Source organism: Pantoea sp. Cy-639, from assembly GCF_011752525.1.
In the GTDB taxonomy this organism is placed as follows: domain Bacteria; phylum Pseudomonadota; class Gammaproteobacteria; order Pseudomonadales; family Pseudomonadaceae; genus Aquipseudomonas.
This window is the reverse complement of record NZ_VWXI01000014.1, coordinates 48,440-72,198: the sequence shown is the minus strand read 5'-3', so window position 1 is coordinate 72,198 and position 23,759 is coordinate 48,440. Positions and strand designations below refer to the sequence as shown.

The following is a 23,759-nucleotide window of genomic DNA, read 5'->3' as shown; positions in this document are numbered from 1 at the left end:
GCCTATGGCTTGTCATCGGACGAACGACGGCAGATATCTACCACGGTTGCAGCAAGCTACCACTTGACCTGGACCTTCCAGCGCCAAGTGCCGTACTTCAGGCTCTCGAGCGTAAGGCTCAGCCGCTCCCCCAGCAGCCAGGCATCCACCTGTTCCTGAATATTCCGACTAGCCTGCTCATAGCCTGGCCCCGGGCTGAGGGCCTCGACTTGAGAGCGGAAGCGTTTGGGCACCTTGAGTCGAGAAGGGTGCATTTCCTGGAGATGTTTGACCCAGAAGTCGCGTTCGAGCAGGGACAACGCCAGTACCGAGGCCTGCTGAGCATCTCGAACGTGAGTTCTGGCAGCCGCGATGTCGCTGGCTGTGACATCGGCGATGGATTCATAGAGCATCATGCTTGGGTTCAACGGCAAGTCGAGGTCATGTACCAAAGCCTGGCGATAGGCCAGGACCACCTCCACCTCTTCCGCCCCCCGATTCGGCAGGCCGACCGCGTGCTGACGGGCGAAGGCATCGAGCGCCTCGAGCCGCCAGAGTTGCCCGCCGAGCCTCAACAGCGCGGACTCCGTGTCATAGGCAAGTTCACGTTGCTGTGCTTCCCAGACCCGTACACGGACCTCCAGATTACCGAAACAGAGCGTGGCATTGTCCGAGCAACGTTCGTAATCGGATGCTGCGAACAACTCCTTACGCAAGGCCTCGTTTCCTTCCTCGTCCATGACCTCCAGCATGGCGAGCAGTCGCTGCGCCAGAAAGCGGGCAGTAGTGTCGTAACCAAAATCGGCAGAGCTCATCAGCCGACGCAGCAACCTGAAAAAACGTTCCGACCCAGGCCTGGTCTCGACATCCCGCCAGTACGTTGCCAGGGCCTTGCGCTTTTCCGGGGGCATGTAGTCCTGCCAGCGCAGGCGATCAGGTATCTCGCTGTTTTCTGGCTCATACCAGCTCCTGATCGGCTCCACCGGTAGCGTCACATTGCAATTGACCAGACGAACTCGCTGCTCGCGCCACAGCCGGGAGCCAAGCAGATTATCCGGCAGGCGCGACAAGCGATTCTCGCTCATGTCCAGATGGTTAAGCTGAAGGCTGTCCAGCGCCCCGATCGGCAAGTTCGTCAATCGCGTTTCGGCCAACAGCAGGGTATTGAGCTGCGGCAGCGTCCTCACTGAAAAAGACCTGCCCAGCGGGTTGCGGGAGAGGTTCAGGTACCTGAGCTCGGTACATTCACCGATGATCGCCCCCTGCGCCTGGTGGAACACCAGTTGGTTATCGGACAAATCGAGAAAACGAATCTGCCCGCGAAGTCTGGCGGGCAACGGCAACTGATCGAGCCGGCAATGGGTGATTTCCAAGGTATGCAGGTTGGGGAAGGCCTGCATGAACTCGTCGGGAATCTTTCTTGTCTTCAGCCCTCGCAAGACCAGGGCTTTGATATGCGGGAACCGTACCGTTGGCGGAAAGTGCGGCAACGTGCGGATCCCCAGGTCGACCTGGGAAAACATTATGTCTTCCGACAGTGCTTCCAGCGGCGGCAAGGTGAATCGCCAGCAATCGACCAGTGCCCGCTTCATTTCCCCGCGTGCGTGCCACTCCAACGTGGCGATTCCGTTGCGACGCCAGAGCCTCAATACCTGGCGCATGCTCTCGAACTGCGCCTCCAGCTCGTTCAGGGCCTTGTCCGTGTCCTGCGCCACGGCAGGGATTGCCAGCCACTGGCGAAGCCGTGCCGAGCTCAAATCAGGATACAAATGACGCAGCCGGGCAATGGCAGAGGTAGGCGAATTGTAGGCAAAGTGCTGCTGGCCACCGGCCATAGGGTAGCCCACCCGACCATCCGCAAGTCGCACGGGTAGACGCAGGCCGGGGGTAACCGTCGATTGCACCGGCGCACTTCGTCGCGAGGCCTGCAAGCGCAGCAGCACCCGACGCGCCTGTATCGCGAAAGGTTCGCCAATCCCCATGACGACCCGCTGCGACGGCTCGAAGGCCTCCGCCAGCACCTCGAACAGCTCCCCTGGCGCAGCGGGCTCCATGCCTTGCTGATCGTACAGCGTGAACACCCCCTCCTGATGGACCAACAGCCGCTCCTCCCCCTCCGTGGCAGACCGGTAGATCGGCATCAGGCCATCATCGTCGCGCAACACCCAACGTCGGCCAAACGCGCTACCGGGCAGGGTATCGAGCAGCTTCAGCACCTCTCGGGCGAAGACGAAGGTCTGCGGGGTATCGATGAACAAGCCCTCCGCCAGGCGTGCAGCCTGTATGCGCAAGACCCGCGCCCTTGCCCGCCGGGCCAGCGACAGCGGCACCCGCCCAGTGTCGAGCAGGGCCTGGTTCTCGGCCTCGCTCGACTCGCTCAGCAGCTGCTGTGCAGAAAGGCGGTGCAGGCTGGTGAAGTCGCGGCACAGGACCGCCACCTCGCCCTCGACGACGTTCTGCTCATCGTACAGTGCCTGCAGCAAGTCGCGGCGCCGGCGCCAGACCACCTCCGCCAAGTCCTCGGATGCGCCCATCGTCCCTGCCAACAAGTCCCGCACCTTCTCCAGCAAGGCGGGTTCGCGGATCTGGCTGCCGGCTTGCAACTGATTCGCCAGGTCACCCAAGCGATTGGCGAGCCGCACGCGCAGCACTGTGTCGATCAGTTCGGCCTCGGGTGGACGGCCATACACATGCAGCCCTCGCAGGTGATCGTCCTCCAGGCCGTGGGCCGTCATCACATCCGCGATCTGCGCATCATCGAGCTCTGCGAACACGGTACCCAGACGCCGGAACATACGCGCAGTGCCACGCCACTCAGCCGGCCGCTCGCTCCACAGGCGCCAGGCTCCCGCACCGTTGTGCTCCAGCAGGGGAGCGTGATTGTCGTAAGCCTCCAGATACCAGGCGTCCTCCTGCTCCTGATACACGCGCAAGTAGCAGCCATCCATCTCGATCCAGCGTTGCTCGCCCAGCTGATGGATACCTTGCGCATCGAGGGTGGCCTCGAGGGGAGGCGGCACGACGCTGTAAGGTGCCAGATCCTGGTTCCATAACTTGCTGCTGCCATCACCCAGTACCGCGGGAACCATTCGGTCGACCATCGCGCAACGTTGCCAGACGCTCTGCGCAACCTTGATACCTGCTGCGGTTGCCCCAATCACGGCCACATCCTTGGCCACGTTGAGCAGGTGGTCCAGCGCCGCGCCGGTGTCTCCTTCGCGCCAGTCCTGCACGGACTGGAACACCTCGTCCAGCAGCTCCCAGGCCATCACCGCCAGCATCATGGCGCCGATGGCCGGTACGAAGAAGGCCGCCAGTCCTGCCAGCGTCCAGCCCAGGCCCTGCAAGTGTTTCTCATGGGCTCGCCGCACCTCCTGGTCGATCTCGGCAGTCGGGGTCGCGATCAATGCGGCGTCATCCATGATCTGCGCCACGCGCTGGGCGGCCAGGTGCTCGAACAACGGCAATGGATAGGCCTTCATGTGCTGGTCCAGGTCCCGCGTGGCCCAATCCGCGACATCGTCCAGACGATCGCTCACCGCGGAGAAGAACGCGGCGCTGTCACGCTGGCGGACGAAACGGCTGAAGAAGCGTCGGTATTCGCTGCTACGCAAACGCTTGCCCAGGCCGCGACGGGCGAAAGCCTCGAGGTCGTCCGCCACATTCCAGGCGCCCTGCGGATCCCCCGGGATATACACCAGAACACGCCGGCTGGTAGTACGAATGATCCCCTCATCGAGCACATCGAGGACCAGGATCTGCTGCAGGTCGCAACCGAACGCCTGCAATTGCTTGGCCACGACAGGTATACCGGCGAGGCGCCCGACGGTGCCGGTACGGTACAGGTCGATCACCAATGCCAGCTCGGCATTGTCCAACTGCCCCTGCGCACGCGCTTTGAAGGCATCGACCAGCAGGGTCGAGGCGTACAACTCGCTTAAGCGTTGCCGAAACGTCTTTGCGTCGGCCGTTGGCCCTTGCGGGCCATCTAGCACAGCGGTCAAATGCTGCTGATATTGGCCCCCCAGGTCCAACTCGCGACAAAAGCTGGCGAATGCATGAGCCGTTGGCTGCTGCAATGGCTGCTCGGCGGCATCTACGAGCCTGTTTCTTCGAGACTGTCCCTCAGACTGGGTCTGTTCAGCGGTGAAATTGATCAACGCGGCAGACAGCAACGTCGTGTCGTAGTAATCGGAATCCTGTGTCGGGACTCGACTGGTGATGTAGCTGCTGCTGGGTGAGGTGAAGTAATACCACTGCCGGAAGTAGAGCCGTTCCACATCGACCTTGATCGCGTAACGCGCCTCCACCGCCTGCTGCAGGCGTGCCCTGGCGAAACGGTCGACAGGCTCCACCCGCGCCCAGATGCCCGCCAGCCGCTGCCGACAGAGAAGCCCCGATTGCAAGGCTTGCGCCAGCAAGCCGAAATTGCTGGGGTCGACCTTGCTCATCCAGGCCGGCAAGCGCCTGGCGATCAGGCTATCCTGATAACGCTGGGCAACCGCCAATGCATCTGGTCGTTCATCCGTGCTTGCGTCCATGTCTTCACCTGCGTTCGAATTGAATGCGGCAGGCTAGGCAATCGGATTGGCGGAAAGGCGCTAGATAGCTACCACACGCCCGGCTGCTCAGAACAGCAGGAGCTGGCGCTCGGTCAGGGTGCCGAAATCATCGCCGACGAAGGGCAGGATGGCGTCGGCCACCGGCTGCAACTGACGGCTCAGGTAATGCTCGTAATCGACCGGGGCCTGCAGGTTCTCCAGTGGCTCCGGCCCGGCGGTGGTGATGACATAGCTGATCCAGCCGCCACGCTGGTACTGCCGGGGTCTGCCAAGACGGCTGTTGTAGTCGTCCGCCAGCCGCGCGGCACGGACATGGGGCGGCACGTTGCGCTGGTAGTCGGCCAACGGCCGGCGCAGGCGCTTGCGGTAGATCAGCAGTTCGTCCTGCTCGCCAGCCAGCGTGCGCTGCACGTATTCGCGCACATAGTCGCGATAAGGCTGGCCACGGAAGATCCGCCCGTACAGCTCCTGCTGGAACTGCCTGGCCAGCGGCGACCAGTCGGTGCGCACCGACTCCAGCCCCTTGTAGACCATCTGCTCGCTGCCGTCATCGCGGCGTACCAGGCCGGCATAGCGTTTCTTGCTGCCCTCGTCGGCCCCCCGGATGGTCGGCATCAGGAAGCGCCGGTAATGGGTTTCGAACTGCAGTTCCAGGGCACTGTCCAGGCCCAGGGTCTGCTGCAGGTGCTCGCGCCACCATTGGTTGACCTCGGCCACCAGCGCGCGACCGATACCTGCCGCGGCCTCCTCGTCGTGGGCGCCCTTGAGCCAGACGAAGGTGGAGTCGGTATCGCCGTAGATCACGTCATAGCCACGGGCCTCGATCAATGCCCGGGTCTGGCGCATGATCTGGTGGCCGCGCATCGTGATCGAGGACGCCAGGCGCGGATCGAAGAAGCGACAACCGCTGGAGCCCAATACGCCGTAGAAGGCGTTCATGATGATCTTCAGCGCCTGCGACAGCGGCGCGTTGCCAGCACGCTTGGCCGCCTCGCGCCCCCGCCAGACCCGCTCGACGATGGCCGGCAGGCAATGCTGGGTACGCGAGAAGCGGCCACCGCGAAAACCTTCCACCGAGTGCGCATCGTCCGGCTGGCGCAGGCCTTCGACCAAGCCGACCGGATCGATGAGGAAAGTGCGGATGATCGACGGGTACAGGCTCTTGTAGTCGAGCACCAGCACCGAGTCGTACAACCCGGGGCGCGAGTCCATGACGAAGCCGCCGGGGCTGGCTTCGTCCGGGCGACTGCCCAGGCTGGGCGCGACGTAGCCGAGGCGATGCATGTGCGGGATGTACAGGTGGCAGAACGCGGCCACCGAACCGCCGCTACGGTCCACGGCCAGGCCGGTGACCGAAGCGCGCTCCAGCAGGAAGTCCAGCAGACGCGTGTGCGCGAAGATCCGCGTGACCAGCTCGCAGTCCTTGAGGTTGTAACGGGCCAGGGCTGGCTTGTCTTCGGCGAACCGGCGGTTGATTTCGTCCATCCGCTGGTAGGGCGTGTCGATGGCCTTGCCTTCGCCGAGCAGTTGCTGGGCGACGCTTTCCAGGCTGAACGAGGGGAAGCTCCAGGTCGCCGAACGCAAGGCCTCGATGCCGTCGATCAGCAACCGCCCGGGGGCTTCGGCGAAGAAGTGGCTGCGGCTGCCGTGCTCACGCAGGTGCAAGGGCTCGCCGTCGCGTCCCAGGCACAGCGGCACGTTCAACTGCCGGGCATGCTCATGCAGCAGGCGCAGATCGAACTGCACCAGGTTCCAGCCGATGATCGCGTCCGGGTCATGGCGGGCCAGCCACTGGTTGAGACTGACGATCAGGCCGGCGCGGTCTGCGCAGTAGTGCAGTTCGAAATCCACCGCCGCCGCGTCGCCGTTGGCCGGGCCGAGCATATAGACCGTGCGCTGGCCGCAACCTTCCAGGGCGATGCTGTACAGCTCGCCGCGCTCGCTGGTTTCGATGTCCAGCGACACCAGGCGCAAGGGCGGGCGGTAGTCCGGATCGGGCTTGAGCTGGGCTTCACAGAGCGTCCCCTGGGCATCGGCACGGCCATCGAAACGCACCGGCGCGGTGATGAAACGCTCCATCAGGTAACGCTCAGGGGGGCGGATATCGGCTTCGAGCACCTCGACACCAGCGGCGCGCAGGCGTTTTTCCAGGGCGATCAACTGACGGTGCTGACGGCAATACAGGCCCAGTACCGGGCGCTGGTCGAAATCGCGCAGTTGCAGGGGCCTGAGCTCCACGCCCGACTCGCCGGCCAGCAGCACCCGGGCATGCTCGGCCTGCGCCGCGGGCACGAACGCCACCGACGGCTGCGGGGCCAGGCGCAAGCGCCTGGGGCCATGATCGGTGGCCAGCCAGAACTCCACGCAAGTGCCTTCGGGCGTGTCATGCCAGTGACGGGTAAGGACAAAGCCCTGTTGCAACTGCACCGCGTGAACCTCGGGAAAGCAGAATCGGAAAGCACCGATTCTACCGCGCCCCGGGTGCTGGCGCCTCATCGCTGGCCGGTGCTGTCAGCGCCCTACTGGCGCGCGCCCACGACAAACCCCGCGCGACGTCCGCCCAAGGCCAGCAGCCAGGCGAGCGCGACCAACCCCAGCACCACCGCGCCAAACGACGCTACCCCCATGCCCGTCAGCAACAACCCGCCAATGATGCCCCCCAGTGCGATCGCGCTGTTCCACACCGTCACCAGCATCGACTGGGCCACATCCCCGCCCTCGCCTGCCGCATCGGCACAGGCGGTCTGCAGCAGGGTCGGCGCACCGCCGTAGGTCAGCCCCCACAAGGCGACACTGGCATGCACCAGCCAGGCCTCACCCTGCAGGTGACCGAGCGCCAGGGTCGCCAGGGCGAAGCCCGCCAGGCACAGCAGCACCAGCCGGCGCAGCTGGCGATCGACGCCCAGGCCGACCAGTACGATGCCGGCCAGACAAGCCAGGCCGAAGGTCATCAGTACCTGGCCGACCGCACCGTCCATGCCTACTGCCGCCAGCAACGGCACGATATAGGTGTAGAGAATGTTGTGGCCAAGGATCCACGCCAGGATCACCAGCAGCACCCGCGTCACCCCGGGCGTGCGCAGCACGCTCAGCACCGCCGGACGACGGCCGGCAGCCTGGCCGGGAAAGTCCGGTACCGCCCGCAGCACCCAGGCGACCAGCAGCAGCGCGGCCAGGGTCACCACCACGAACGTGGCCCGCCAGCCCAGCCAGGCGCCGAGCCAGGTGCCGATGGGCAACCCCAGCGACAAGGCGATGGGCTGGCCGAGCATGGCCACCGCCATCGCCTTGCCCTGCTGCGCCGGCGCCACCATGCGCCGTGCATGCCCGGCGATCAGCCCCCAGGCCAGGCCGGCGGCGGCACCGGTCATGAAGCGCAGCAGCAGGGTCAGCACGTTGTTGTCCGACAGCGCGGTCAGGCCATTGAACAGAACGAAGCCGCCAATCGCCAGCAGCAGCGCGCGACGGCGGTACCAGCCCTGGGTCAGGGTCACCAGCGGGATGGCGGTGAGCAGCGAGCCCAGTGCATAGGCGGTGACCCATTGCCCAGCCATGGCCTGGCTGATGGTCATGCCCTCGGCGATCTGGTCCAGCAGCCCGGCCGGCAAGGTCTCGCTGAGGATGGCGATGAAACCGGTCAGGGCCAAGGCCAGCAAACCGCTCAAGGGCAGGCGCGCGCTGGTGGTTGGAGCGGCGACGCACGCCGCCGGGGAAGGTGAAGTCATGGATGCCTCCGGCTATCGATCAAGGCCGTCATGGTGCGCTGCCGATGCATTGAGGAAAAAGACGGGTAGAATTCCGCTCACTCAGGACACTGGTGTCCGTAATCGGAGCGCAGCATGGACAGCCTCAGCGGTTTCGTGGTCTTCAACCGGGTGGCCGAAACTCGCAGTTTCGTCGCTGCCGGCCAGTCGCTGGGCATCAGCGCCTCGGCGGTGGGCAAGCGCGTCGCCCGCCTGGAAGGCCGGCTGGGCGTGCGCCTGTTTCACCGTAGTACCCGCAGCATCACGTTGACGGCCGAAGGCGCGTTGTTCCTCGAGCGCAGCAAGCGCATCCTGGCCGAGATCGAAGCCACCGAGCAGGCACTGTCCCAGGCCAGCGGCACGCCGCGAGGACGGTTACGGGTCAGCCTGCCGCAGGTGACCGGGCTGGTGATGCCGGCGCTGGCCGAGTTCATGGCCCGCTATCCGGACATCGAACTCGACCTGGACTTCAGCGACCGCATGGTGGACATCATCGGCGAGGGTTTCGATGTGGTGATGCGTGGTGGCCAACCGCTGGACTCGCGCCTGAACGCCAAGTTCCTCGGGCACTTCCAGCACCGCCTGGTGGCCTCCCCCGCCTACCTGGCGGAGCATGGCACGCCGCAACACCCGCGTGACCTGGCAGGCCACCGCTGCCTGCACTACCGCTTCCCCAGCACTGGCAAGCTGGAAGTCTGGCCGCTGCGGCGGGAGCACCCCGAGCAGGACTACGACATCCCCATCGCCATGGTCTGCAACCATGTCGAGACGCGCATCTGCTTCGCCCTCAACGACCGCGGCATCACCTGCCTGCCGGATTTCAGCGTGCGCAGGGAGCTGGCGACCGGCAGCCTGGTGAGTGTGCTGGACAGCTTCATGGAAAGGCGCGGCAGCTTCTACCTGCTATGGCCTTCTGGCCGTCAGGTGCCACCCAAGCTGCGCGTGTTCATCGACTTCATGCTCGAACACGTGCTGCCAGCCCGGGAGCGGCCAACCGGATGAACCGTCACCGGCACTCGCCGCCATCATCCGGTCGTTCAGCAAACGACTTCAACCGTACAGGTAGCTGATGTCCTTGTGCGCCAACGCCGGCACCTGCGCCACCAGATAATCACGCAGCTTGTGCATCTGGTGGGCCTTGGGGCTGGCCTTGAGCCAGGTCATGTAGTAGCCATCCCCCGTGGCCACGGCCTGGGGGAACGGTGTGACCAGGTTGCCCGCCGCCAGGTCGGCGCTGGCCAGCACCAGGTCGACCACCGAGATTCCCAACCCCTGCTGGGCTGCCGAAATACCCTGGTCGAGGGTATCGAACACCTGGCCCTGGTCGATGCTGATGTCCAGCGCATCCAGGCGCGCCAGCCAGCGGCGCCAGTCGCGGCGGTCCGGTGAAGGGTGCAGGAACTCGCAGTCCTGGAGCACCGACAGCGGCGGTGCGGGGTCGGCGAGGTAGGTGGGATGGCAGACCGGGATCAGCCACTCGTCGAACAGCTTCAGGCTCTCGACCTCGGCCGGGAAACGGCCGTTGCCCAGCAGGATGGCGCAGTCATAGGGCTCGGAGTAGAAGTCCACCGCATCGATGTCCATCCATACGCTGGACAGTTGCACCGCGCAGCTGTTGTCGGCCTTCTTGAACCCGTCCAGCGCCCGCAACAGCCAACGCACGGTCAGTGTCGACGGCGCTTTCAGGCGGATTCCGTAGCGGTCCTGGCGCAACAGCGCGCAGGCGTTCTCGATGATCTTGAAGCCGACCTTGAGCTCCTGGGCCAGCAGCCGGCCATGTTCGGTCAACCGCAGCTTGGGGCCGCGACGCTCGAACAGGTCGCAGCCGAACAGGGCTTCGAGGGTCTTGATGTGATGACTGACTGCGCCCTGGGTCAGGGCCAGTTCCTGGGCGGCGCGGGTGAAAGAGCCGTAGCGCGAGGCCACTTCGAAGGCGCGCAAGGCATGCAGGGCTTGAATCCGTTCCGACATCGGTGCTGTCCAAAGCATGAATGGGGCTAATAGTAGGTCATAGTTCCAGGCGTTTTACAACGTATGACCCTTCTCGGAAAATGCCGGTAAATAACAAATATTTATCGATAAACCGCATGGATATGCCGCCAACGTACATAAAGTCATTCCGACATATCACTTGATTCAGCAACACCTGGGGAAATCATGTTTACGGGTTATGGAAACTGCTATCGCCTGGATGCGCTAGAGCTGGCCGATGAACATGTCCAGAACAGGCAGCACTGGACGTACAAGACCATTCAACACTTCAAGGAAACCCTCGCCGATCCCGACTTCCCGTGCCTGTTCGGGCGCAAGGCGGTGACCGCGCGCACCTGCCACATCATCTTCGCCCGTGCCGGGCAACTGGCCGAGGACATCGCCCACGGACTCACCGACTACATCCGCACCATCGAGCCTATCCCGCTCAAGCAACGTATCGGCAACCCCTTGCTGGTGTTTCTCGAAACGGCGACAGACTCCACGCTGCGCCAGCAACAGGCACTTGCCTGGCGCGTGCTGGGCGAGCTCCACGCTCGCGATCCGCAGCCCTGGCCCCAGGAGGTGCCACAGGATCCGCACGACAGCCAGTGGTCATTCTGCTTTGCCGGAATGCCGCTGTTCATCAACATGAGCTTCCCCGGCCACCAGGCCATGAGAAGCCGCAACCTGGGCCGGCACATCGCCTTCGTCATCAACCCGCGCGAAAGCTTCGACGAAGTGGCCAGCGCCAGCACCGAAAGCGGCCAGCGCATCCGTGCCCGGATCCGCGAGCGGGTCCGCGTCTACAACGACGGCGTGGTCCCCGATGCCCTGGGCTTCTTCGGCCAGGACGGCAACTTCGAATGGCAGCAGTACCAACTGCAGGAACCCGGCTCGCTGAACCCGGCGCGCTGCCCATTCCAGGCCCGCGCCACCCCTGACACACTGATCGAGAACTGAACGTGAATACCGCACTGACCGCCACCTACGCCCTCACCGTCCTGCTGCTGATCGCCACCCCAGGCCCGGTGGTGGCCCTGATCGTCAACACCGCCGCCGCCTCTGGCTCGCGCAAGGCGCTGTTCACCGCCGTCGGCACCAACTGGGCCTCGCTGGTGCTGATCGGCGCCGCGGCCTGGATCATCATGACCAGCGCCGCCATCGACAAGGCCTGGCTCAGCGGCATGAGCCTGCTGGGCTGCCTGTTCATCGGCTACATCGCCCTGGGCACCCTGCGCGAAGCGCTCCAGACCCCGGCGCAAAGCGCGCCCGCCGAGCCCCCGCCGGCTGCCCGTGGCGGTCTGCTGCAGGGGTTCATGGTCGGGATCTCCAACCCCAAGGACATCATCTTCTTCATCGCCTTCTTCCCGCAGTTCATCCAGATCACCGAGTCGTTCGGCAAAAGCATGGCAGTGCTGTCGGCACTGTGGATCGCCATCGATTTCGCCGTGCTCAGCCTGTACATCTTCGCCATCGGCAAGATCGCCTCGCCACGCAGCAGCCGCCTGATCAGCCTGGCCTCGGGGGTCGCATTGCTGCTGATCGCCGCCGTCGGCCTGGCCTACAACCTCAAAGAACTGGCGGCCTGATCCAGCCGCCTTGCGACCACGACGAAGGAGCGCCCATGACCACGATCGACACCACCACGGCCGACCTCATGGGCACTTCGCTCCACCAGCAGCAGGACTACCAGCGCTTCCTGCAACTGGGCAGCCGTCGCGCACCGCAGACCCTGTACGTGCATGAACGCGGCTACCGCTCCGGGGCCATCAACACCGACGCCCTCGGCATGCGCTACAGCCATTGCGCCGGCCGGCGCCACTCGGTCGCCGAACGCGGTGGCGCGGCACGGGTCAACCTGCTGGTGGGCGGCTCCGCGGCGATGGGCATCGGCGCCAGCTCCGACGAGCACACCGTGGCGTCGTACCTGTCGGAACTGACGGGCGAAGTCTGGCTGAGCCTGGCAGGCTGCGGGCTCAATGCCACCCAGGAGCTGATGATGTTCCTCACCCATCAGCACCGTTTCGGCCAGATCGGCCACGTGGTGGTGCTCAGCGGCTTGAACACGCTGGCCCAGGAAGCCCTGGTGGAAATCCTCGCCGGTGCCCAGGACCCGCACCATGCTCAGCACTACCAGGCATTTCTCAACCGCTTCAACGAAGGCGTGCAGGCCGACGTCCCAGCGCGCCGGGAGTCCTTCTGGCAGCGCCTTAGCCAGGCCATGGCGCCACACCGCCCTGACCCTTGGCCAACCCTGGACAACCTTCCCGGCCCCGACAAACGCCTGATCCGGGCCGCCGACAGCATTGGCCGGACGCTACGCCAGTGGGACCGGTTGCTGGCCGACGGCCACACCACCCTCACCTTCATCCTCCAACCCCTGCTGCCCTGGTGCAGGGAGACGCTGCCGGCCCCCGAGCAGGCCATGCTCGAACAGCTCGACCGGCAGCCGTCGAACTTCGATCGCCTGATCGGCAACGCCCACGACAGCCAGTTGCACATGGCCTTCTTCCGGCGGATCAAGAACCAGGCCGAGCCGGTGCCCTGCTACGACATGAACTGCATGCTCAGCAGCTCCCCGGTGTTCGACGAACACCTGTTCGCCGACCGCCTGCACTTCAATGACCTGGGCAACAATGCCCTGGCCAAGGTGATCACCGCCAAGCTGGGCCTGGCCCAGGAAAAATACACATTACGTAAAATGACGCCGGTCAAGCACACCTGATCGAAGGGTTCCCGGGCTTTCAGCGAATGGCCATGGGTGGCTAGAATAGCCCGTCGTCGTATCCGATCCGCCTGAGGCACACGCATACCTGTCATGACCATCGAAGCCGCCCAGCTGTCACCGCCCTCGCGCCCGAACCGCAAGCGCCGCATCCGCACCGCGGGTGCCGTGTTCCTGCCGCTGCTGATGGCGACCTTGACCGTCCAGGCGCTGGAGGTGAACATCGACCCCCATGCCGACCTGCTCTATCGCCAGGCACTGCCCCTGCTGGAGCAAGCCGATATCCAGGACGACAGTGCCAGCCCATTGCGCACCGCTCACGGCGACCCCGAACTCAGTCGCCAGGGCCAGGCCATGGCGCGAACCTTGCCCACCGCAGTGGCGCTGCTGAAGAAGTCCGTCGCCCTTGGCCATCCGGTCGCGCAATATCGCCTGGCGCTGTACTACACCACCTACCTGCCCGCCGGGCAGATCGCCGACGCCGCCTGCCCGCTGCTCGAGGCCAGCCTCAGCCAGGGCTTCGCGCCACCGGCACTGGCCATTGCCCATTGGTGTTCACCCTATAACGCCAGCCCTGCCTACCGCGAGGCACTGGCGGCGATCCCCAGCATGGCCACCCTGTACGCCGCCTACTACCCGCAACCGGCCAGCCACCTGGCTTGCAGCCGCAGTCGCCCGCAAGGCCTGGAAATGCAATGGGGACGTCAACGCGACTACCAGGCCGAAGTCTACCGCCTGCTCGGCGAGCTCGATCCGTCACAGCGCCAAGTCCTGTGGCGCAAGGCCGTGGACATCAACGGCTGCGTGGCAGCCCGCCAGCGACTGACCAGCCACCGCTGAGCGCCGGGCAAACAAGCAAGATCGTTCAAGCCAGCCACTGCGCCCTCTGGCATGCTGGTCTGCCCTGTCGATTCGTTGCCCTGTCCATGTCCAGCCCACCCGTCGCTCGCCAAGCTTTTCTCCATGGCGCCATTGCCATCCTGCCGCTGTCCCTGGCCGTCGCGCCCTGGGGCCTGCTGGCCGGGTCGATGGCCATCGAAGCCAACCTCAGCGCCTGGCAAGGCCAAGGCCTGTCCGCCATCGTCTTCGCCGGTGCCGCGCAACTGGTGGCGATCGGCATGCTCAAGGGTGGCGCCAACCTGTTCTCGATCCTGCTCACCACCCTGCTGCTGACCTCGCAGCACCTGCTCTACGGGCTGTCCATGCGCCCTGTGCTCTCGGGCCTGCCGACCCGCTGGCGGCTGGGGCTGGGCTTTTTGCTCACCGACGAGTTCTTCGCCCTCACCAGCCACCACGACCAGCAACAGTTCAACCGCTGGTATGCCCTTGGCGTGGGCCTGACCTTCTACGTGGCCTGGAACCTGTTCACCCTGGCCGGAATCATCCTTGGCCAGAACATCCCGCACCTGGACCAGCTGGGACTGGACTTCTCCATCGTTGCCACCTTCGTCGCGCTGATCGCGCCCCTGGTACGCAACCTGCCGACCGTGGTGTGCGTGGCGGTATCGCTGTTCTGCTCGGTACTGTTCAGCTACTGGCACTGGGAAACCGCACTGGTCGCGGCCGGCCTGCTGGGCATGGCCGCCGGCTTCGTCTGCCAGAAATTCGCAGGAGCTCGCGCATGATCTGGCTGCTGATCTTCGCCATGGGCGCGGTGGTGTTCCTCAACCGCTATGCCTTCCTCGAACCGCGCCTGCCGCTGCGTCTGAGCTCCAACGCCCGGCAGTTCCTCGGTTTCGCCGTGCCGGGCATGCTCACCGCGATCTGCGGGCCGATCATCTTCCTGCCCGGCCACCAGCTCGACCTCAGCCCGCTCAACCCCTACCTGCTCGGCTCGCTGGTGGCCATCACCCTGGTACTGTTGACCCGCAGCGTATTGCTGAGCATGCTGGCGAGCATGCTGATCTTCTTCCTCCTGCGCAGCTGGCTGGCATGAGCACACCCCAGCGCGAACAGACCCACTTGTGGCAGGCACCGGCTCTGGGCGATGTCGAGATGCTGCACGCCCGCTATTTCCAGCAGCGCTTCGCCCCGCACGTGCACGAAGGCTACGTGTTCACCGTGATCGAGTCCGGCGCCCAACGCTTCTGGCACCGAGGCAGCGAACACCTGGCACCGGTGGGCAGCATGGTGCTGATCAACCCCGATGAGCTGCACACCGGTGCCACCGCCCATGAGGCCGGCTGGCGTTACCGCGGTTTCTATCCCGAGCATGGACGAGTCACCGGGGTGCTCGACGAACTCGAGCTGGGCCGCCACGGCATGCCGCATTTTCGTGAGAGCGTGATTCACGACCCAACGCTGGCGACCGCCTTCAGCCAGGTACACCAGTTGTCCGAATCTGGGGCCAGCGCACTCGAGCAGCAGACCGCCTGGCGCCAGGCGGTACTGGCGCTGGTCCAGCGCCATGGCCATTGCGCCGAACCCCGTGCACCAGGCCACGAGCCGCTGGCCGTGGCCCGCGCCCGGGAACTGCTGGAAAGCCAGTTGGCCGATCCGCCTTCGCTGGAAGCCCTGGCAATGGCGGTGAATCTCTCGCCCTTCCACTTTGCCCGGGTGTTCCGCCAGGCCACCGGCCTGCCACCCCATGCCTGGCTGAAGCAGCGTCGCCTGGCCCGCGCCCGGGAGTTGCTCAAGCGCGGCCTGCCGGCACTGGAGGTTGCCCTGCACCTGGGCTTCGCCGATCAGAGCCACCTCAATCGACAGTTCAAGCAAGCCTACGGCGTCACCCCGGGCGCCTATCGCCAGGCCTGCCTGAACCTGGCGTAGCACTGCGCCCCCAAGCCCCGGGCGTCACCCCGGTCATGCCACGAAAGAACGCGATGAAGGCGCTGTCCGTGGCAAAGCCCAGGGTCTCGGCGATTTCCCCCTGCGGGCGCTGCAAAGCCAGTTGCTCCACGGCACGCAGCAGGCGCCATTGTTGCCGCCATTGCTGGTAGGACATGCCCGTGTCCCGCCGCAGCACACGGCTGATGGTCCGTTCGCTGGCCCCGACATGCCGCGCCAGCTCGCCCAGGGCAGGCGGCAGGCGCTCCAGGCTTTGCACCAGGCCCTGCAGGCGCCGGTCCTCAGGCAACGGCAGGAACAACGGCTGACGTGGCGCCTGGCCCAACTCACTCAGGCACAAGGCCAGCAGATGGGCGCTCGCGCCTTCCTGCCAATGGCAATCGAAGGGCGCCTCGGCCATCCGCTCGAGCAACGCGCGCAGCAATGGATTGACGCCGAGGATGGTGATCTCGACAGGCAATGCAGCGCTCAGCGCCGGGCTGAAATACAGCGAACGGTAGTCGACGGTTTCGCGCATCCGCGCCCGATGCATCAGGCCTGCCGGAATCCAGGCCGCCTGGGTCGGCGGCAACAGGCACAGACGACCGGGCGCCTCGATGCGCACGCAGCCCTGACGAGTGAACAGCAACTGGCCACGCGCATGCCGGTGCGAGCCGGAGTCATGATCGCCCAATGCCGAGCAGATGCCGACCACCGGCGCACTGAAACTGTCCGGATCAAAACGCGCGTCAGGTTCGAGCCATGCCATGCTTGTCCTATTTCGACGATAAATGAACACAATCGCGATAATACGCACTTCCAGCGACTGTCTACCATGGCGCCCTTTCGCTTACCTGGGCTCCATCACCATGCTTTCACGCTCCTGGCTGGCGCTGGCCACCGCCCTGCTGATATTTCCTCAAGTGGCCGAAACCCTCTACAGCCCTGCCCTGGTATCGATCGCCGAGGCTTTTTCGATCAGCGCGGCCGATGCCTCGCTGACCCTCTCCCTGTACTTCGTCGCCTTCGCTGTCGGTGTGTTGGCCTGGGGGCGCCTGAGCGATCTCCGGGGGCGGCGTGCGGCGATGCTGGCTGGCTTGCTGCTGTACAGCATCGCAGCGCTGGCCGCCCTGCTGGTGACGGACTTCGTCCAGTTGCTGACCGCGCGGGTGGTCGCGGCGTTCGCGGCGGCCGTCGGCTCGGTGGTGACGCAGACCGCCCTGCGTGATCGCCACCATGGCGCGCAGCTTGCCCAGGTGTTCTCGTTGATCGGCGCCTGCCTTGCACTGAGCCCGGCACTGGGGTTGGCCAGTGGCGCCTGGCTGGATCAGGCATTCGGCTATCGGGGGGTGCTGGCCGGGCAATTGGCGATGGCATTGCTCCTGCTTGCCTGGGCCTGGTTCGGCCTGGCGGAAAGCCGTCCTGCCTTTCAGGCCGCGCGCCCCCTCAGCCACATCCTGGGGCGCCTGCTGCGCGACCGACGCGTGCACCTGGCCAGCGCCCTGGTCGCAGTGTTCAACATCAGCGTCTTCAGTTGGTACAGCCTGGCGCCGTTCATCTTCGAGCGCCTGGGTCTGGGCACATGGATGGGCTACTCGGGGCTGGCGCTGGCCGCAGGCTCACTCCTGGGTGCGCGTCTGAACGCCTGCCTGCTGCGCCACGGCTCAGCGCCCGGCCGACTGCTGGCACTGGCCTGCGCGATCGACCTGCTGGCCACGCTGGGCATGCTGGTGATGGATGAAGGCATCTGGCTGGTGGTGGGCATGACACTGGTCATGCTGGCATTCGCCATGGCCATCCCGGTGCTGCTGAGCAGCGCATTGGTGGAATATGCCGAATGTCGCGGCACCGCCGGGGCGCTGTTCGGCCTTTACTACTACCTGCTGATCGGCCTGGGGTTGCTGCTGGTGGGGGCCGGCCAGGCCCTGAGACCAACCTTGGCTGGCTGCGCCGTGATCGCTTGTGGATTGGCGCTGGGCTACCGGAGGGGGCTCAAGCCCTGACGGCAGGGTGCGGCTTTCGGTCCCGGGCAGCCGACCGGGGCACTGCTACACTCAAGTGGCTGAACGGAGGATACCGCCATGTCCGAACGAGAGCTCACCACCCTCCTGTCGCTGATGAGCCAGCGCCAAGCCTGCCTGAGCAGTGCCTGCAAGGAGATCGCCGACTGGATCGACCGCCAGGGCGACGTGCCTGCGGCCGGCAAGATCCGCGCCAGCCTCAAGGCGTTGGAAGCCGACGAGGCCCAAGTCCGCAAGACCCTGACGTCGCTGAACATCGAGCGGCCGCTACCCAGGTTTCGTAGCTGACCACTAGCAGGCCAGCCCGCCCCGCCACTTCAATCCACGCCAACCGCGGCGCCTGGGCAGGACGGCTGCCTGCACAAGCCCCGCGACGGCCTCGGATCAATGGTTCATGTGCATGTGATCATGCCCACCGCCGGCCTCGGCGTTGAGCGCACGCACCGGTGCCTGGACCTGCAGGGTTTCCTGGGTGCCCTTGGCATCCTCGATGGTCAGGGTCAGCGGCACTTGCTCGCCTTCCTTCACCTGTTGCTTCAGGCCCATCAGCATCACGTGGAAGCCGTTCGGATCCAGGGTCACCGCCTTGCCGGCCGGCAGTTCGACAGCCTTGACTTCACGCATGCCCATCACGTCGCCGTTCATGGTCATCTCGTGTACCTGCACGGTCTTGGCCACCGGCGAGGCGACGCTGACCAGCTTGCTGTCGCTGCTGGCGGTCAGGGTCATGAAGGCACCGGTAGCTTGCTGGTGCGGTACGCTGGCGCGAACCCAGGCGTCGCTCACGGTGGTCTGGGCGAAGGCCGGCAGGGCCATGCCCAGCAGCGCCAGGGCGGCCAGGCCGCGTTTGATCGGTTGCATCGACATTCAGCAGATCTCCATCAGGGTGACCAGGTCTTCGGCGCATTCCTTGGCGTTCAGGGAATGGCCCAGGCTCAGGCGCAGGGTGCCACGTGTATCGTAGACGTAGCTGGTGGACGAGTGAGAGATAGTGTAGGTGTCGCCGGCCGGGACCTTCTCGTAGAACACCTTGAACTCCCGGGCCACCTCGGCGATTTCCTCGGGCGTGCCGGTCAGGGCGACGATCGACGGGTCGAAGGCCTTGACGTAGGCGTCGAGCACCTCGGGGGTGTCGCGCTCCGGGTCGAGGGTGATGAACACCGGCTGGAACAGGTCACGGTCACGGCCACGGAGGATCTTGCGGATCTGCGCCACCCGCGCCATGGCGGTCGGGCAAACGGCCGGGCACTGGGTGAAACCGAAGAAGATCATCGGCATCGAGCCGTAGAAGCTCGACAGGGTGCGTTCGTTGCCCCGGGTGTCCTTGAGCTTGAACTTGCGCCCGAGGATCTCGTTACTCATGTTCTTGCCGTACTTGAAGTCCAGGCCTCGTGCCGGGCTGCAGCCCGCCAGCAGGCCAAGCCCCAGTACGCCCATCCCGGCGACGACCGCGCGCCGGGTCAACAGATCATTCATGGAACCATCCTTTACAGGGAAGGTGCCGACCCCTGGGATGGGCCGACGAGAAAACCGGGGCATTCTGTCACGCCCCCCCCTGCACCATCCACCCGACAGATGGCCAATCGGTCTGCAGCCCTTTGAATACGGGGCGCGACCGGTTGTCGCAGGGGTTGAATCCGTAACATTTTATTGCTAGGGATCAATACGCGAAGCCTGAAAAGCATCGCGGGGCAAGCCCGCTCCCACGCCTTGGCACGAATGCAGTACAGGCGTGGGAGCGGGCTTGCCCCGCGATGGAGAAACGCGCCTTAGTAGTAGGCGTTTTCCTTGTTGCTGTGGTCAGTCACGTCACGCACGCCCTTGAGCTCGGGAATGCGCTCGAGCAGGGTACGCTCGATGCCTTCCTTCAGGGTCACGTCGGCCTGGCCGCAGCCCTGGCAGCCGCCGCCGAACTGCAGCACGGCGATGCCGTCGTCGACCACATCCACCAGACTCACGGCGCCGCCGTGGCTGGCCAGACCCGGGTTGATCTCGGTCTGCAGGTAGTAGTTGATCCGCTCGTTGATCGGGCTGTCTTCGTTGACCATCGGCACCTTGGCGTTCGGCGCCTTAATAGTCAGCTGGCCGCCCATGCGGTCGGTGGCGTAGTCCACCAGCGCGTCTTCGAGGAACGGCACGCTGACGGCATCCAGGTAGGCGGTGAAGCTCTTCAGGCCCACCGGCTCGTCGTCGGGTTTCTCTTCGCCCGGCTTGCAGTAGGCGATGCAGGTCTCGGCGTACTGGGTACCCGGCTGGGTGATGAAAATACGGATGCCGATGCCAGGCGTGTTCTGCTTGGAGAGCAGATCGGCCAGGTAATCATGGGCGGCGTCGGTAATGGTTATAGCGCTCATGGAAGTTCCTCACAGACTTGCCGGCAGTGTACGCCAACCCGGCCTTCGAACAAAGTCCTAGCATTTGACTCGGGATAGCGCCAGCGGCGATGCCTGAGCCTCGCGCGCCGCGAACACAGCCTTGAACCAGGCATACAGGCCGCGCTCGAGCCATCGGTAGCTGAGCCACGACATTAGTCCGATTGACGGCACGCAGATAGCGAACACCAGGTACGGGCTCAAGCGCAGGCGCTGGCTGACGAACAGGCCGGCGTACAGCACCAGCACATGCACCAGGTACACCGAATAGGAACAGTCGCCGAGCGCCTTGAGCACCCGGTTGCCCTCGAAATACGGCTCCAGGGCGATGAACGCCAGCACCACCAGTGCACTGGGCAGCCCCCAATGCAACAGACGTTGCGAGGCGTCCAGGTGATAAAGCGCCAGGCCCGCCAGGGCCAGCAAGCCCAGCGGCAGCCACAGCCCCTGGCGAATCAGGCCGCGCCGGTACAGCACGCCCAGCCCGATGCCGAGCAGGAACTCGTAGACGATGTCGTTGTTGTAGAAACGACTGAGCACGCCCAGGCGCCCCAACAACTCGCTGACCAGCAGCAACACCGCGGTGACCAGCAACAGGTGGTGGCGCTGGCGTACCAGGAACGCCAGGCCGAACAGCAGGTAGAAGAACATCTCGAAGTTCAGCGTCCAGCCGACGTTGAGGGTCGGGTACAGCCCGTAGCCACCAGGATTCTCCGCCGGGATGAACAGCAGCGACAGCAGCAGGTGCCGCGCGTCGAACACCTGATGCGGCATCCAGCGACTGGCGACCAGCATCAGCGCCGCCATCAGCAGGCTGTAGAACCAGTAGGCAGGGACAATGCGCAAGGCGCGATTGAGCAGGAACTGCCCGGGAGCGATGTCCTTGTCGCGGGTCGACAGGTAGATCACCAGCCCGCTGATCACGAAGAAGATATCCACCCCCACGGCCCCGCGGTCGCTGAGCAGCTGGCCGATGGGGCCAGTGGCGTGGAAGTCGAAGAAGATCTGCATGAAGTGGTGGCAGACCACCACCCAGGCGGCGAACGCCCGGAGAGCCTGAAGCGAATACAGCATGGAATACCCTGCGCTTGCCGGTGCGTTGAGGCATCGGCGATCAGGCCCGGCGATGCACGCCGGACCCTCTCGACCGAAACCGCTCACCGGTTCCGACCGCAGGATGCCGGGAAAGGTCAGGCGCCCTTCCCGGCCGGCCGATCAGAGGTTCTCGTAGCGGTTCATGTCGAGCACGCCCGCTTCGACCGGATCGGTTTCCTGGATGTAGCGGTCAAGGTCATGGAAGTAGCGCCAGAACTCGGGGTGGCTGCGCCGCACGCCCCAACGCTCGACGATGACCTCGAACTTCGCGGTGTCATCGCGCGCAGCCTCCATGTCCTCGACGAACTCCGGCACTTCGGCCGCCGGGATGTTGAAGATGAAGTTGGGGTAGCTGCTGAGCACGCCCGGGTACAGCGTCAGGCTGTCCAGCCCCGGCTGGTAGCGGTAGGCCTCGCCGAGCAGGAAGGCCACGTTGCTGTGGGCATGGTTGCGCAGCAGGCTGTAGACCTGGCGCTTGCCGTCCCGGCCCTCGATGCGCAGCATGGTCGCCTCGGGCAACTGGCCGATCACCTTGAGCCCTGCGGCCGGACGCGACACCAGACGGCTCAGCGACTGCTCGGCATCACGGAACTCCACCGGCATCTGCGCGCGGGAACAATGCGCGCCCTTGCAGCGGTTGATCGGATCGGGCGCGGCGTTGAGGCTGCCGGTGCGCTGCAAAAGCTTCAGGCCGAAGTCGCGGGTAGGATCGCGCCGGTCCAGCTTCAGGCCGCTGGCGGTACTGGTGTCGATGTCCTCATAGTCCATCCACATCTTCACCTTGCCGCTGTTCTGGTACCAGTTGCCGAGGATCTCGCCGCGCTGGGCGGCAGGCATCAGGCGCAGGAAGTTGATTTCGGCGCCGTTGCGGATCAGGTCGAAGTAAAGGCGGGTCTGCAACTGGTGCGAGACATTGCCGAACACATCGAAGTTGACCGCCAGCTGGTAGTAGGTGCGCTCGAACAGCGGGTAGTCGAACAGCCACATGGTCAACGGCACATCGCCAATCAGGCCCTTGGTCACCGAGGCGCTGTCGAAGTGGCGGAAGATGCTCAACAGGGCGTTGTCGTTGCCCGCCCACAGCGTCGACCAGCTCGGTGCCGGCTGCGCGGCATAGGCTTCGCGGCGCAGCACCTCGTAGTCGTTGCGCTTGTCACGGTAGGCATGCCACAGGCTCAGCACGCTGCCGACATCGTCGATCTGCCCCGGCATCGCCAGCAGCGGCGTGGCCTCGCCACGGTACTGGGCGTCGGTGACGTAGAGATCGTGGGCCGGCTCCTGGAACAACGCCCAGAAGTGGTCGCGGATCACATCGGTGGCGATCTGTCCGCGGCACACCGGGCCACGGATGAAGGTACGCACGAAGTACTCGGCGTTATCCAGCATGAACTGATAGCGGGCCACCGCCGGGATCGCCTCGAAGGTCTCGAACGGGTTGGCCCGGTGGCGCGGGCCATAGCCCGGCAAGGCGGTGGCGTGCCAGTCGCCGCTGTAGAACAGCTGCTTGACCCGCTTGAGCTTCTGCGGCCCCATCGGGTAGGTGATGTGGGTCTTGTGGACGATCACGCCCTGGACCGGGATCAACCGGTAGTAGAAGTCGGTGCCCGGCGGATCGTTCGGCCGGCGGGTAGCGATCAGGTCGACCGGCTGGCCGCTTGGCGTGCGCGAACGCACCCACTGGAAGAAGTGGCCCTGCTCGCCACCGACGAAGTAGATGTGGGCGAGGAACAGGTGCTCGTACAACCAGCGGCCAACCAGCGCCTCGGTCGAACCCGGACGGTTGAGCAGTTCTTCCCATTCGGCAATCTGCGAAGCCTCCACCGCACTGGGCTGGATCGCGGCCTTCTCCACCGGCGCGCCAGCGTCCAGCCAGCGCCGCAGGGTCTGGTACTCCTGGTCGGTCAGGCCGGTCACCGCCAGCGGCATGCCCTCTTTCGGGTGGGCACCGGCATAGGCGTCGAACTCGTGGGGCAACGGGCACATGTTGTTGCGGTTCAGGCCCAGGACGATCTCCTCGGGCAGCTTGGCGTTGGGGGTCAGCGGGGTCTTGTGGCCCAGTTCGAGCATACGCGCCATCAGCGCGGCCTGGCTGCCCTGCTTGTCCAGCACCGAGTAGAAACCCTGCTTGCGCCAGCCAGCCTCGTCACGGGCGTCGTAGAACAGCCGCGTGGTGGGCACCGCCTGGCTGCGTTCGCCCTGGTAGACCGGCACCTTGGAGGCGCCGCGCTCGGCGCCCTCGGCGCTGCCCAGGTTGAGCTGGCAGGCAGCGTCGTTGCAGGCGTGGCACGCCACGCACTTCTCGGTGAAGATCGGTTGGATGTCCCGGGTATATGAAATCGTCGGGCTCGATTGGGGGGCCTGCGCGAACGCCACGCCGCTGATCAGCAGAGCGAAGGCGCTGGCAAGTATGCGATACAGCATGTGCCGAATGTCCTGGTTACTTGAAGCCATCACGATGTTGCCTGGCGGGTTCGAGGTGTGGGATAGCGATAAACCGCGGCGCGGCGCCAACATGAGCCAAA

General features: G+C 65.1%; 20 protein-coding genes. 10 read left to right on the top strand and 10 right to left on the bottom strand.

The features are described 5' to 3' along the window. Positions 1-56: 56 nt before the first annotated feature. From F3J43_RS17395 to F3J43_RS17385, 3 genes are all read right to left on the bottom strand, one after another. Positions 57-4,520 carry an NEL-type E3 ubiquitin ligase domain-containing protein gene (locus F3J43_RS17395; RefSeq protein WP_166889240.1) on the bottom strand — a complete coding sequence of 1,488 codons (4,464 nt, stop codon included), beginning with the start codon at positions 4,518-4,520 and terminating at the stop codon, positions 57-59. Between the two features lie 87 nt (positions 4,521-4,607). Next, positions 4,608-6,968, bottom strand: coding sequence for a DNA polymerase II (locus F3J43_RS17390; protein WP_166889237.1), 2,361 nt, complete (start codon positions 6,966-6,968; stop codon positions 4,608-4,610). A 92-nt stretch (positions 6,969-7,060) separates the two neighbouring features. Beyond that, positions 7,061-8,266, bottom strand: coding sequence for an MFS transporter (locus tag F3J43_RS17385; protein ID WP_166889234.1), 1,206 nt, complete (start codon positions 8,264-8,266; stop codon positions 7,061-7,063). A 114-nt stretch (positions 8,267-8,380) separates the two neighbouring features. Here F3J43_RS17385 and F3J43_RS17380 point away from each other — a divergent pair, with 114 nt between their 5' ends. Next, the gene (locus F3J43_RS17380) at positions 8,381-9,286 is read left to right on the top strand and encodes a LysR family transcriptional regulator (RefSeq protein ID WP_166889230.1); all 906 of its coding nucleotides are present in this window, start codon (positions 8,381-8,383) and stop codon (positions 9,284-9,286) included. A gap of 48 nt (positions 9,287-9,334) precedes the next feature. Here F3J43_RS17380 and F3J43_RS17375 read toward each other — a convergent pair whose 3' ends face one another. After that, positions 9,335-10,255 (bottom strand): LysR substrate-binding domain-containing protein, encoded by a 921-nt coding sequence (locus F3J43_RS17375; RefSeq protein WP_166889227.1) that lies wholly within the window; start codon positions 10,253-10,255, stop codon positions 9,335-9,337. 186 nt (positions 10,256-10,441) lie between these two features. On the opposite strand from F3J43_RS17375, the gene F3J43_RS17370 reads away from it, so the two are divergent. The 7 genes from F3J43_RS17370 (at position 10,442) to F3J43_RS17340 (ending at position 15,752) form a co-directional block, all read left to right on the top strand. Beyond that, positions 10,442-11,218 carry a YqcI/YcgG family protein gene (locus tag F3J43_RS17370; RefSeq protein WP_166889224.1) on the top strand — a complete coding sequence of 259 codons (777 nt, stop codon included), beginning with the start codon at positions 10,442-10,444 and terminating at the stop codon, positions 11,216-11,218. Between the two features lie 2 nt (positions 11,219-11,220). After that, positions 11,221-11,847, top strand: coding sequence for a LysE family translocator (locus F3J43_RS17365; protein ID WP_166889220.1), 627 nt, complete (start codon positions 11,221-11,223; stop codon positions 11,845-11,847). Between the two features lie 35 nt (positions 11,848-11,882). Next, positions 11,883-12,983, top strand: coding sequence for a hypothetical protein (locus F3J43_RS17360; RefSeq protein ID WP_205297935.1), 1,101 nt, complete (start codon positions 11,883-11,885; stop codon positions 12,981-12,983). Between the two features lie 93 nt (positions 12,984-13,076). After that, entirely contained in the window at positions 13,077-13,823 is a 747-nt protein-coding gene (locus F3J43_RS17355; protein WP_205297934.1) for a hypothetical protein, read from the top strand. 86 nt (positions 13,824-13,909) lie between these two features. Continuing rightward, a complete protein-coding gene (locus F3J43_RS17350) occupies positions 13,910-14,608 on the top strand; it encodes an AzlC family ABC transporter permease (protein WP_166889216.1) in 699 nt (232 codons plus the stop codon). Then, positions 14,605-14,919, top strand: coding sequence for an AzlD domain-containing protein (locus F3J43_RS17345; RefSeq protein WP_011534512.1), 315 nt, complete (start codon positions 14,605-14,607; stop codon positions 14,917-14,919). Before F3J43_RS17350 ends, F3J43_RS17345 begins: the two co-directional genes overlap by 4 nt. Further along, a complete protein-coding gene (locus tag F3J43_RS17340) occupies positions 14,916-15,752 on the top strand; it encodes an AraC family transcriptional regulator (protein ID WP_166889213.1) in 837 nt (278 codons plus the stop codon). Before F3J43_RS17345 ends, F3J43_RS17340 begins: the two co-directional genes overlap by 4 nt. Here F3J43_RS17340 and F3J43_RS17335 read toward each other — a convergent pair. Further along, the gene (locus F3J43_RS17335) at positions 15,709-16,518 is read right to left on the bottom strand and encodes an AraC family transcriptional regulator (protein WP_166889209.1); all 810 of its coding nucleotides are present in this window, start codon (positions 16,516-16,518) and stop codon (positions 15,709-15,711) included. The genes F3J43_RS17340 and F3J43_RS17335 overlap by 44 nt on opposite strands. Before the next feature lie 100 nt (positions 16,519-16,618). On the opposite strand from F3J43_RS17335, the gene F3J43_RS17330 reads away from it, so the two are divergent. Continuing rightward, positions 16,619-17,752: an MFS transporter gene (locus F3J43_RS17330; RefSeq protein ID WP_166889206.1), complete on the top strand. Its 1,134-nt coding sequence runs from the start codon at positions 16,619-16,621 to the stop codon at positions 17,750-17,752. Between the two features lie 78 nt (positions 17,753-17,830). Then, entirely contained in the window at positions 17,831-18,058 is a 228-nt protein-coding gene (locus tag F3J43_RS17325) for a hypothetical protein (RefSeq protein ID WP_166889203.1), read from the top strand. Positions 18,059-18,154: 96 nt separating this feature from the next. Here the strand turns inward: F3J43_RS17325 and F3J43_RS17320 are convergent, their stop codons facing one another. From F3J43_RS17320 to F3J43_RS17300, 5 genes are all read right to left on the bottom strand, one after another. Then, positions 18,155-18,637 (bottom strand): copper chaperone PCu(A)C, encoded by a 483-nt coding sequence (locus F3J43_RS17320; protein ID WP_166889200.1) that lies wholly within the window; start codon positions 18,635-18,637, stop codon positions 18,155-18,157. After that, on the bottom strand, positions 18,638-19,246 hold the full coding sequence (locus F3J43_RS17315; protein WP_166889197.1) for an SCO family protein: 609 nt from the start codon (positions 19,244-19,246) through the stop codon (positions 18,638-18,640). 293 nt (positions 19,247-19,539) lie between these two features. After that, positions 19,540-20,124, bottom strand: a complete 585-nt coding sequence (gene nfuA, locus F3J43_RS17310; RefSeq protein WP_134691968.1) for a Fe-S biogenesis protein NfuA — start codon at positions 20,122-20,124, stop codon at positions 19,540-19,542. A gap of 57 nt (positions 20,125-20,181) precedes the next feature. After that, on the bottom strand, positions 20,182-21,216 hold the full coding sequence (locus F3J43_RS17305; RefSeq protein WP_166889194.1) for an acyltransferase family protein: 1,035 nt from the start codon (positions 21,214-21,216) through the stop codon (positions 20,182-20,184). 141 nt (positions 21,217-21,357) lie between these two features. Next, positions 21,358-23,658, bottom strand: coding sequence for a fatty acid cis/trans isomerase (locus F3J43_RS17300; RefSeq protein WP_166889191.1), 2,301 nt, complete (start codon positions 23,656-23,658; stop codon positions 21,358-21,360). Positions 23,659-23,759: the final 101 nt, after the last annotated feature.

Coding starts and splice junctions, on each gene's coding strand:
- F3J43_RS17300 (WP_166889191.1), bottom strand. CDS start 23,658: ATGCTGTATCGCATACTTGCCAGCGCCTTCGCTCTGCTGATCAGCGGC.
- F3J43_RS17385 (WP_166889234.1), bottom strand. CDS start 8,266: ATGACTTCACCTTCCCCGGCGGCGTGCGTCGCCGCTCCAACCACCAGC.
- F3J43_RS17335 (WP_166889209.1), bottom strand. CDS start 16,518: ATGGCATGGCTCGAACCTGACGCGCGTTTTGATCCGGACAGTTTCAGT.
- F3J43_RS17330 (WP_166889206.1), top strand. CDS start 16,619: ATGCTTTCACGCTCCTGGCTGGCGCTGGCCACCGCCCTGCTGATATTT.
- F3J43_RS17345 (WP_011534512.1), top strand. CDS start 14,605: ATGATCTGGCTGCTGATCTTCGCCATGGGCGCGGTGGTGTTCCTCAAC.
- F3J43_RS17370 (WP_166889224.1), top strand. CDS start 10,442: ATGTTTACGGGTTATGGAAACTGCTATCGCCTGGATGCGCTAGAGCTG.
- F3J43_RS17355 (WP_205297934.1), top strand. CDS start 13,077: ATGACCATCGAAGCCGCCCAGCTGTCACCGCCCTCGCGCCCGAACCGC.
- F3J43_RS17360 (WP_205297935.1), top strand. CDS start 11,883: ATGACCACGATCGACACCACCACGGCCGACCTCATGGGCACTTCGCTC.
- F3J43_RS17305 (WP_166889194.1), bottom strand. CDS start 21,216: ATGCTGTATTCGCTTCAGGCTCTCCGGGCGTTCGCCGCCTGGGTGGTG.
- F3J43_RS17380 (WP_166889230.1), top strand. CDS start 8,381: ATGGACAGCCTCAGCGGTTTCGTGGTCTTCAACCGGGTGGCCGAAACT.
- F3J43_RS17315 (WP_166889197.1), bottom strand. CDS start 19,246: ATGAATGATCTGTTGACCCGGCGCGCGGTCGTCGCCGGGATGGGCGTA.
- F3J43_RS17320 (WP_166889200.1), bottom strand. CDS start 18,637: ATGTCGATGCAACCGATCAAACGCGGCCTGGCCGCCCTGGCGCTGCTG.
- F3J43_RS17375 (WP_166889227.1), bottom strand. CDS start 10,255: ATGTCGGAACGGATTCAAGCCCTGCATGCCTTGCGCGCCTTCGAAGTG.
- nfuA (WP_134691968.1), bottom strand. CDS start 20,124: ATGAGCGCTATAACCATTACCGACGCCGCCCATGATTACCTGGCCGAT.
- F3J43_RS17395 (WP_166889240.1), bottom strand. CDS start 4,520: ATGGACGCAAGCACGGATGAACGACCAGATGCATTGGCGGTTGCCCAG.
- F3J43_RS17325 (WP_166889203.1), top strand. CDS start 17,831: ATGTCCGAACGAGAGCTCACCACCCTCCTGTCGCTGATGAGCCAGCGC.
- F3J43_RS17350 (WP_166889216.1), top strand. CDS start 13,910: ATGTCCAGCCCACCCGTCGCTCGCCAAGCTTTTCTCCATGGCGCCATT.
- F3J43_RS17340 (WP_166889213.1), top strand. CDS start 14,916: ATGAGCACACCCCAGCGCGAACAGACCCACTTGTGGCAGGCACCGGCT.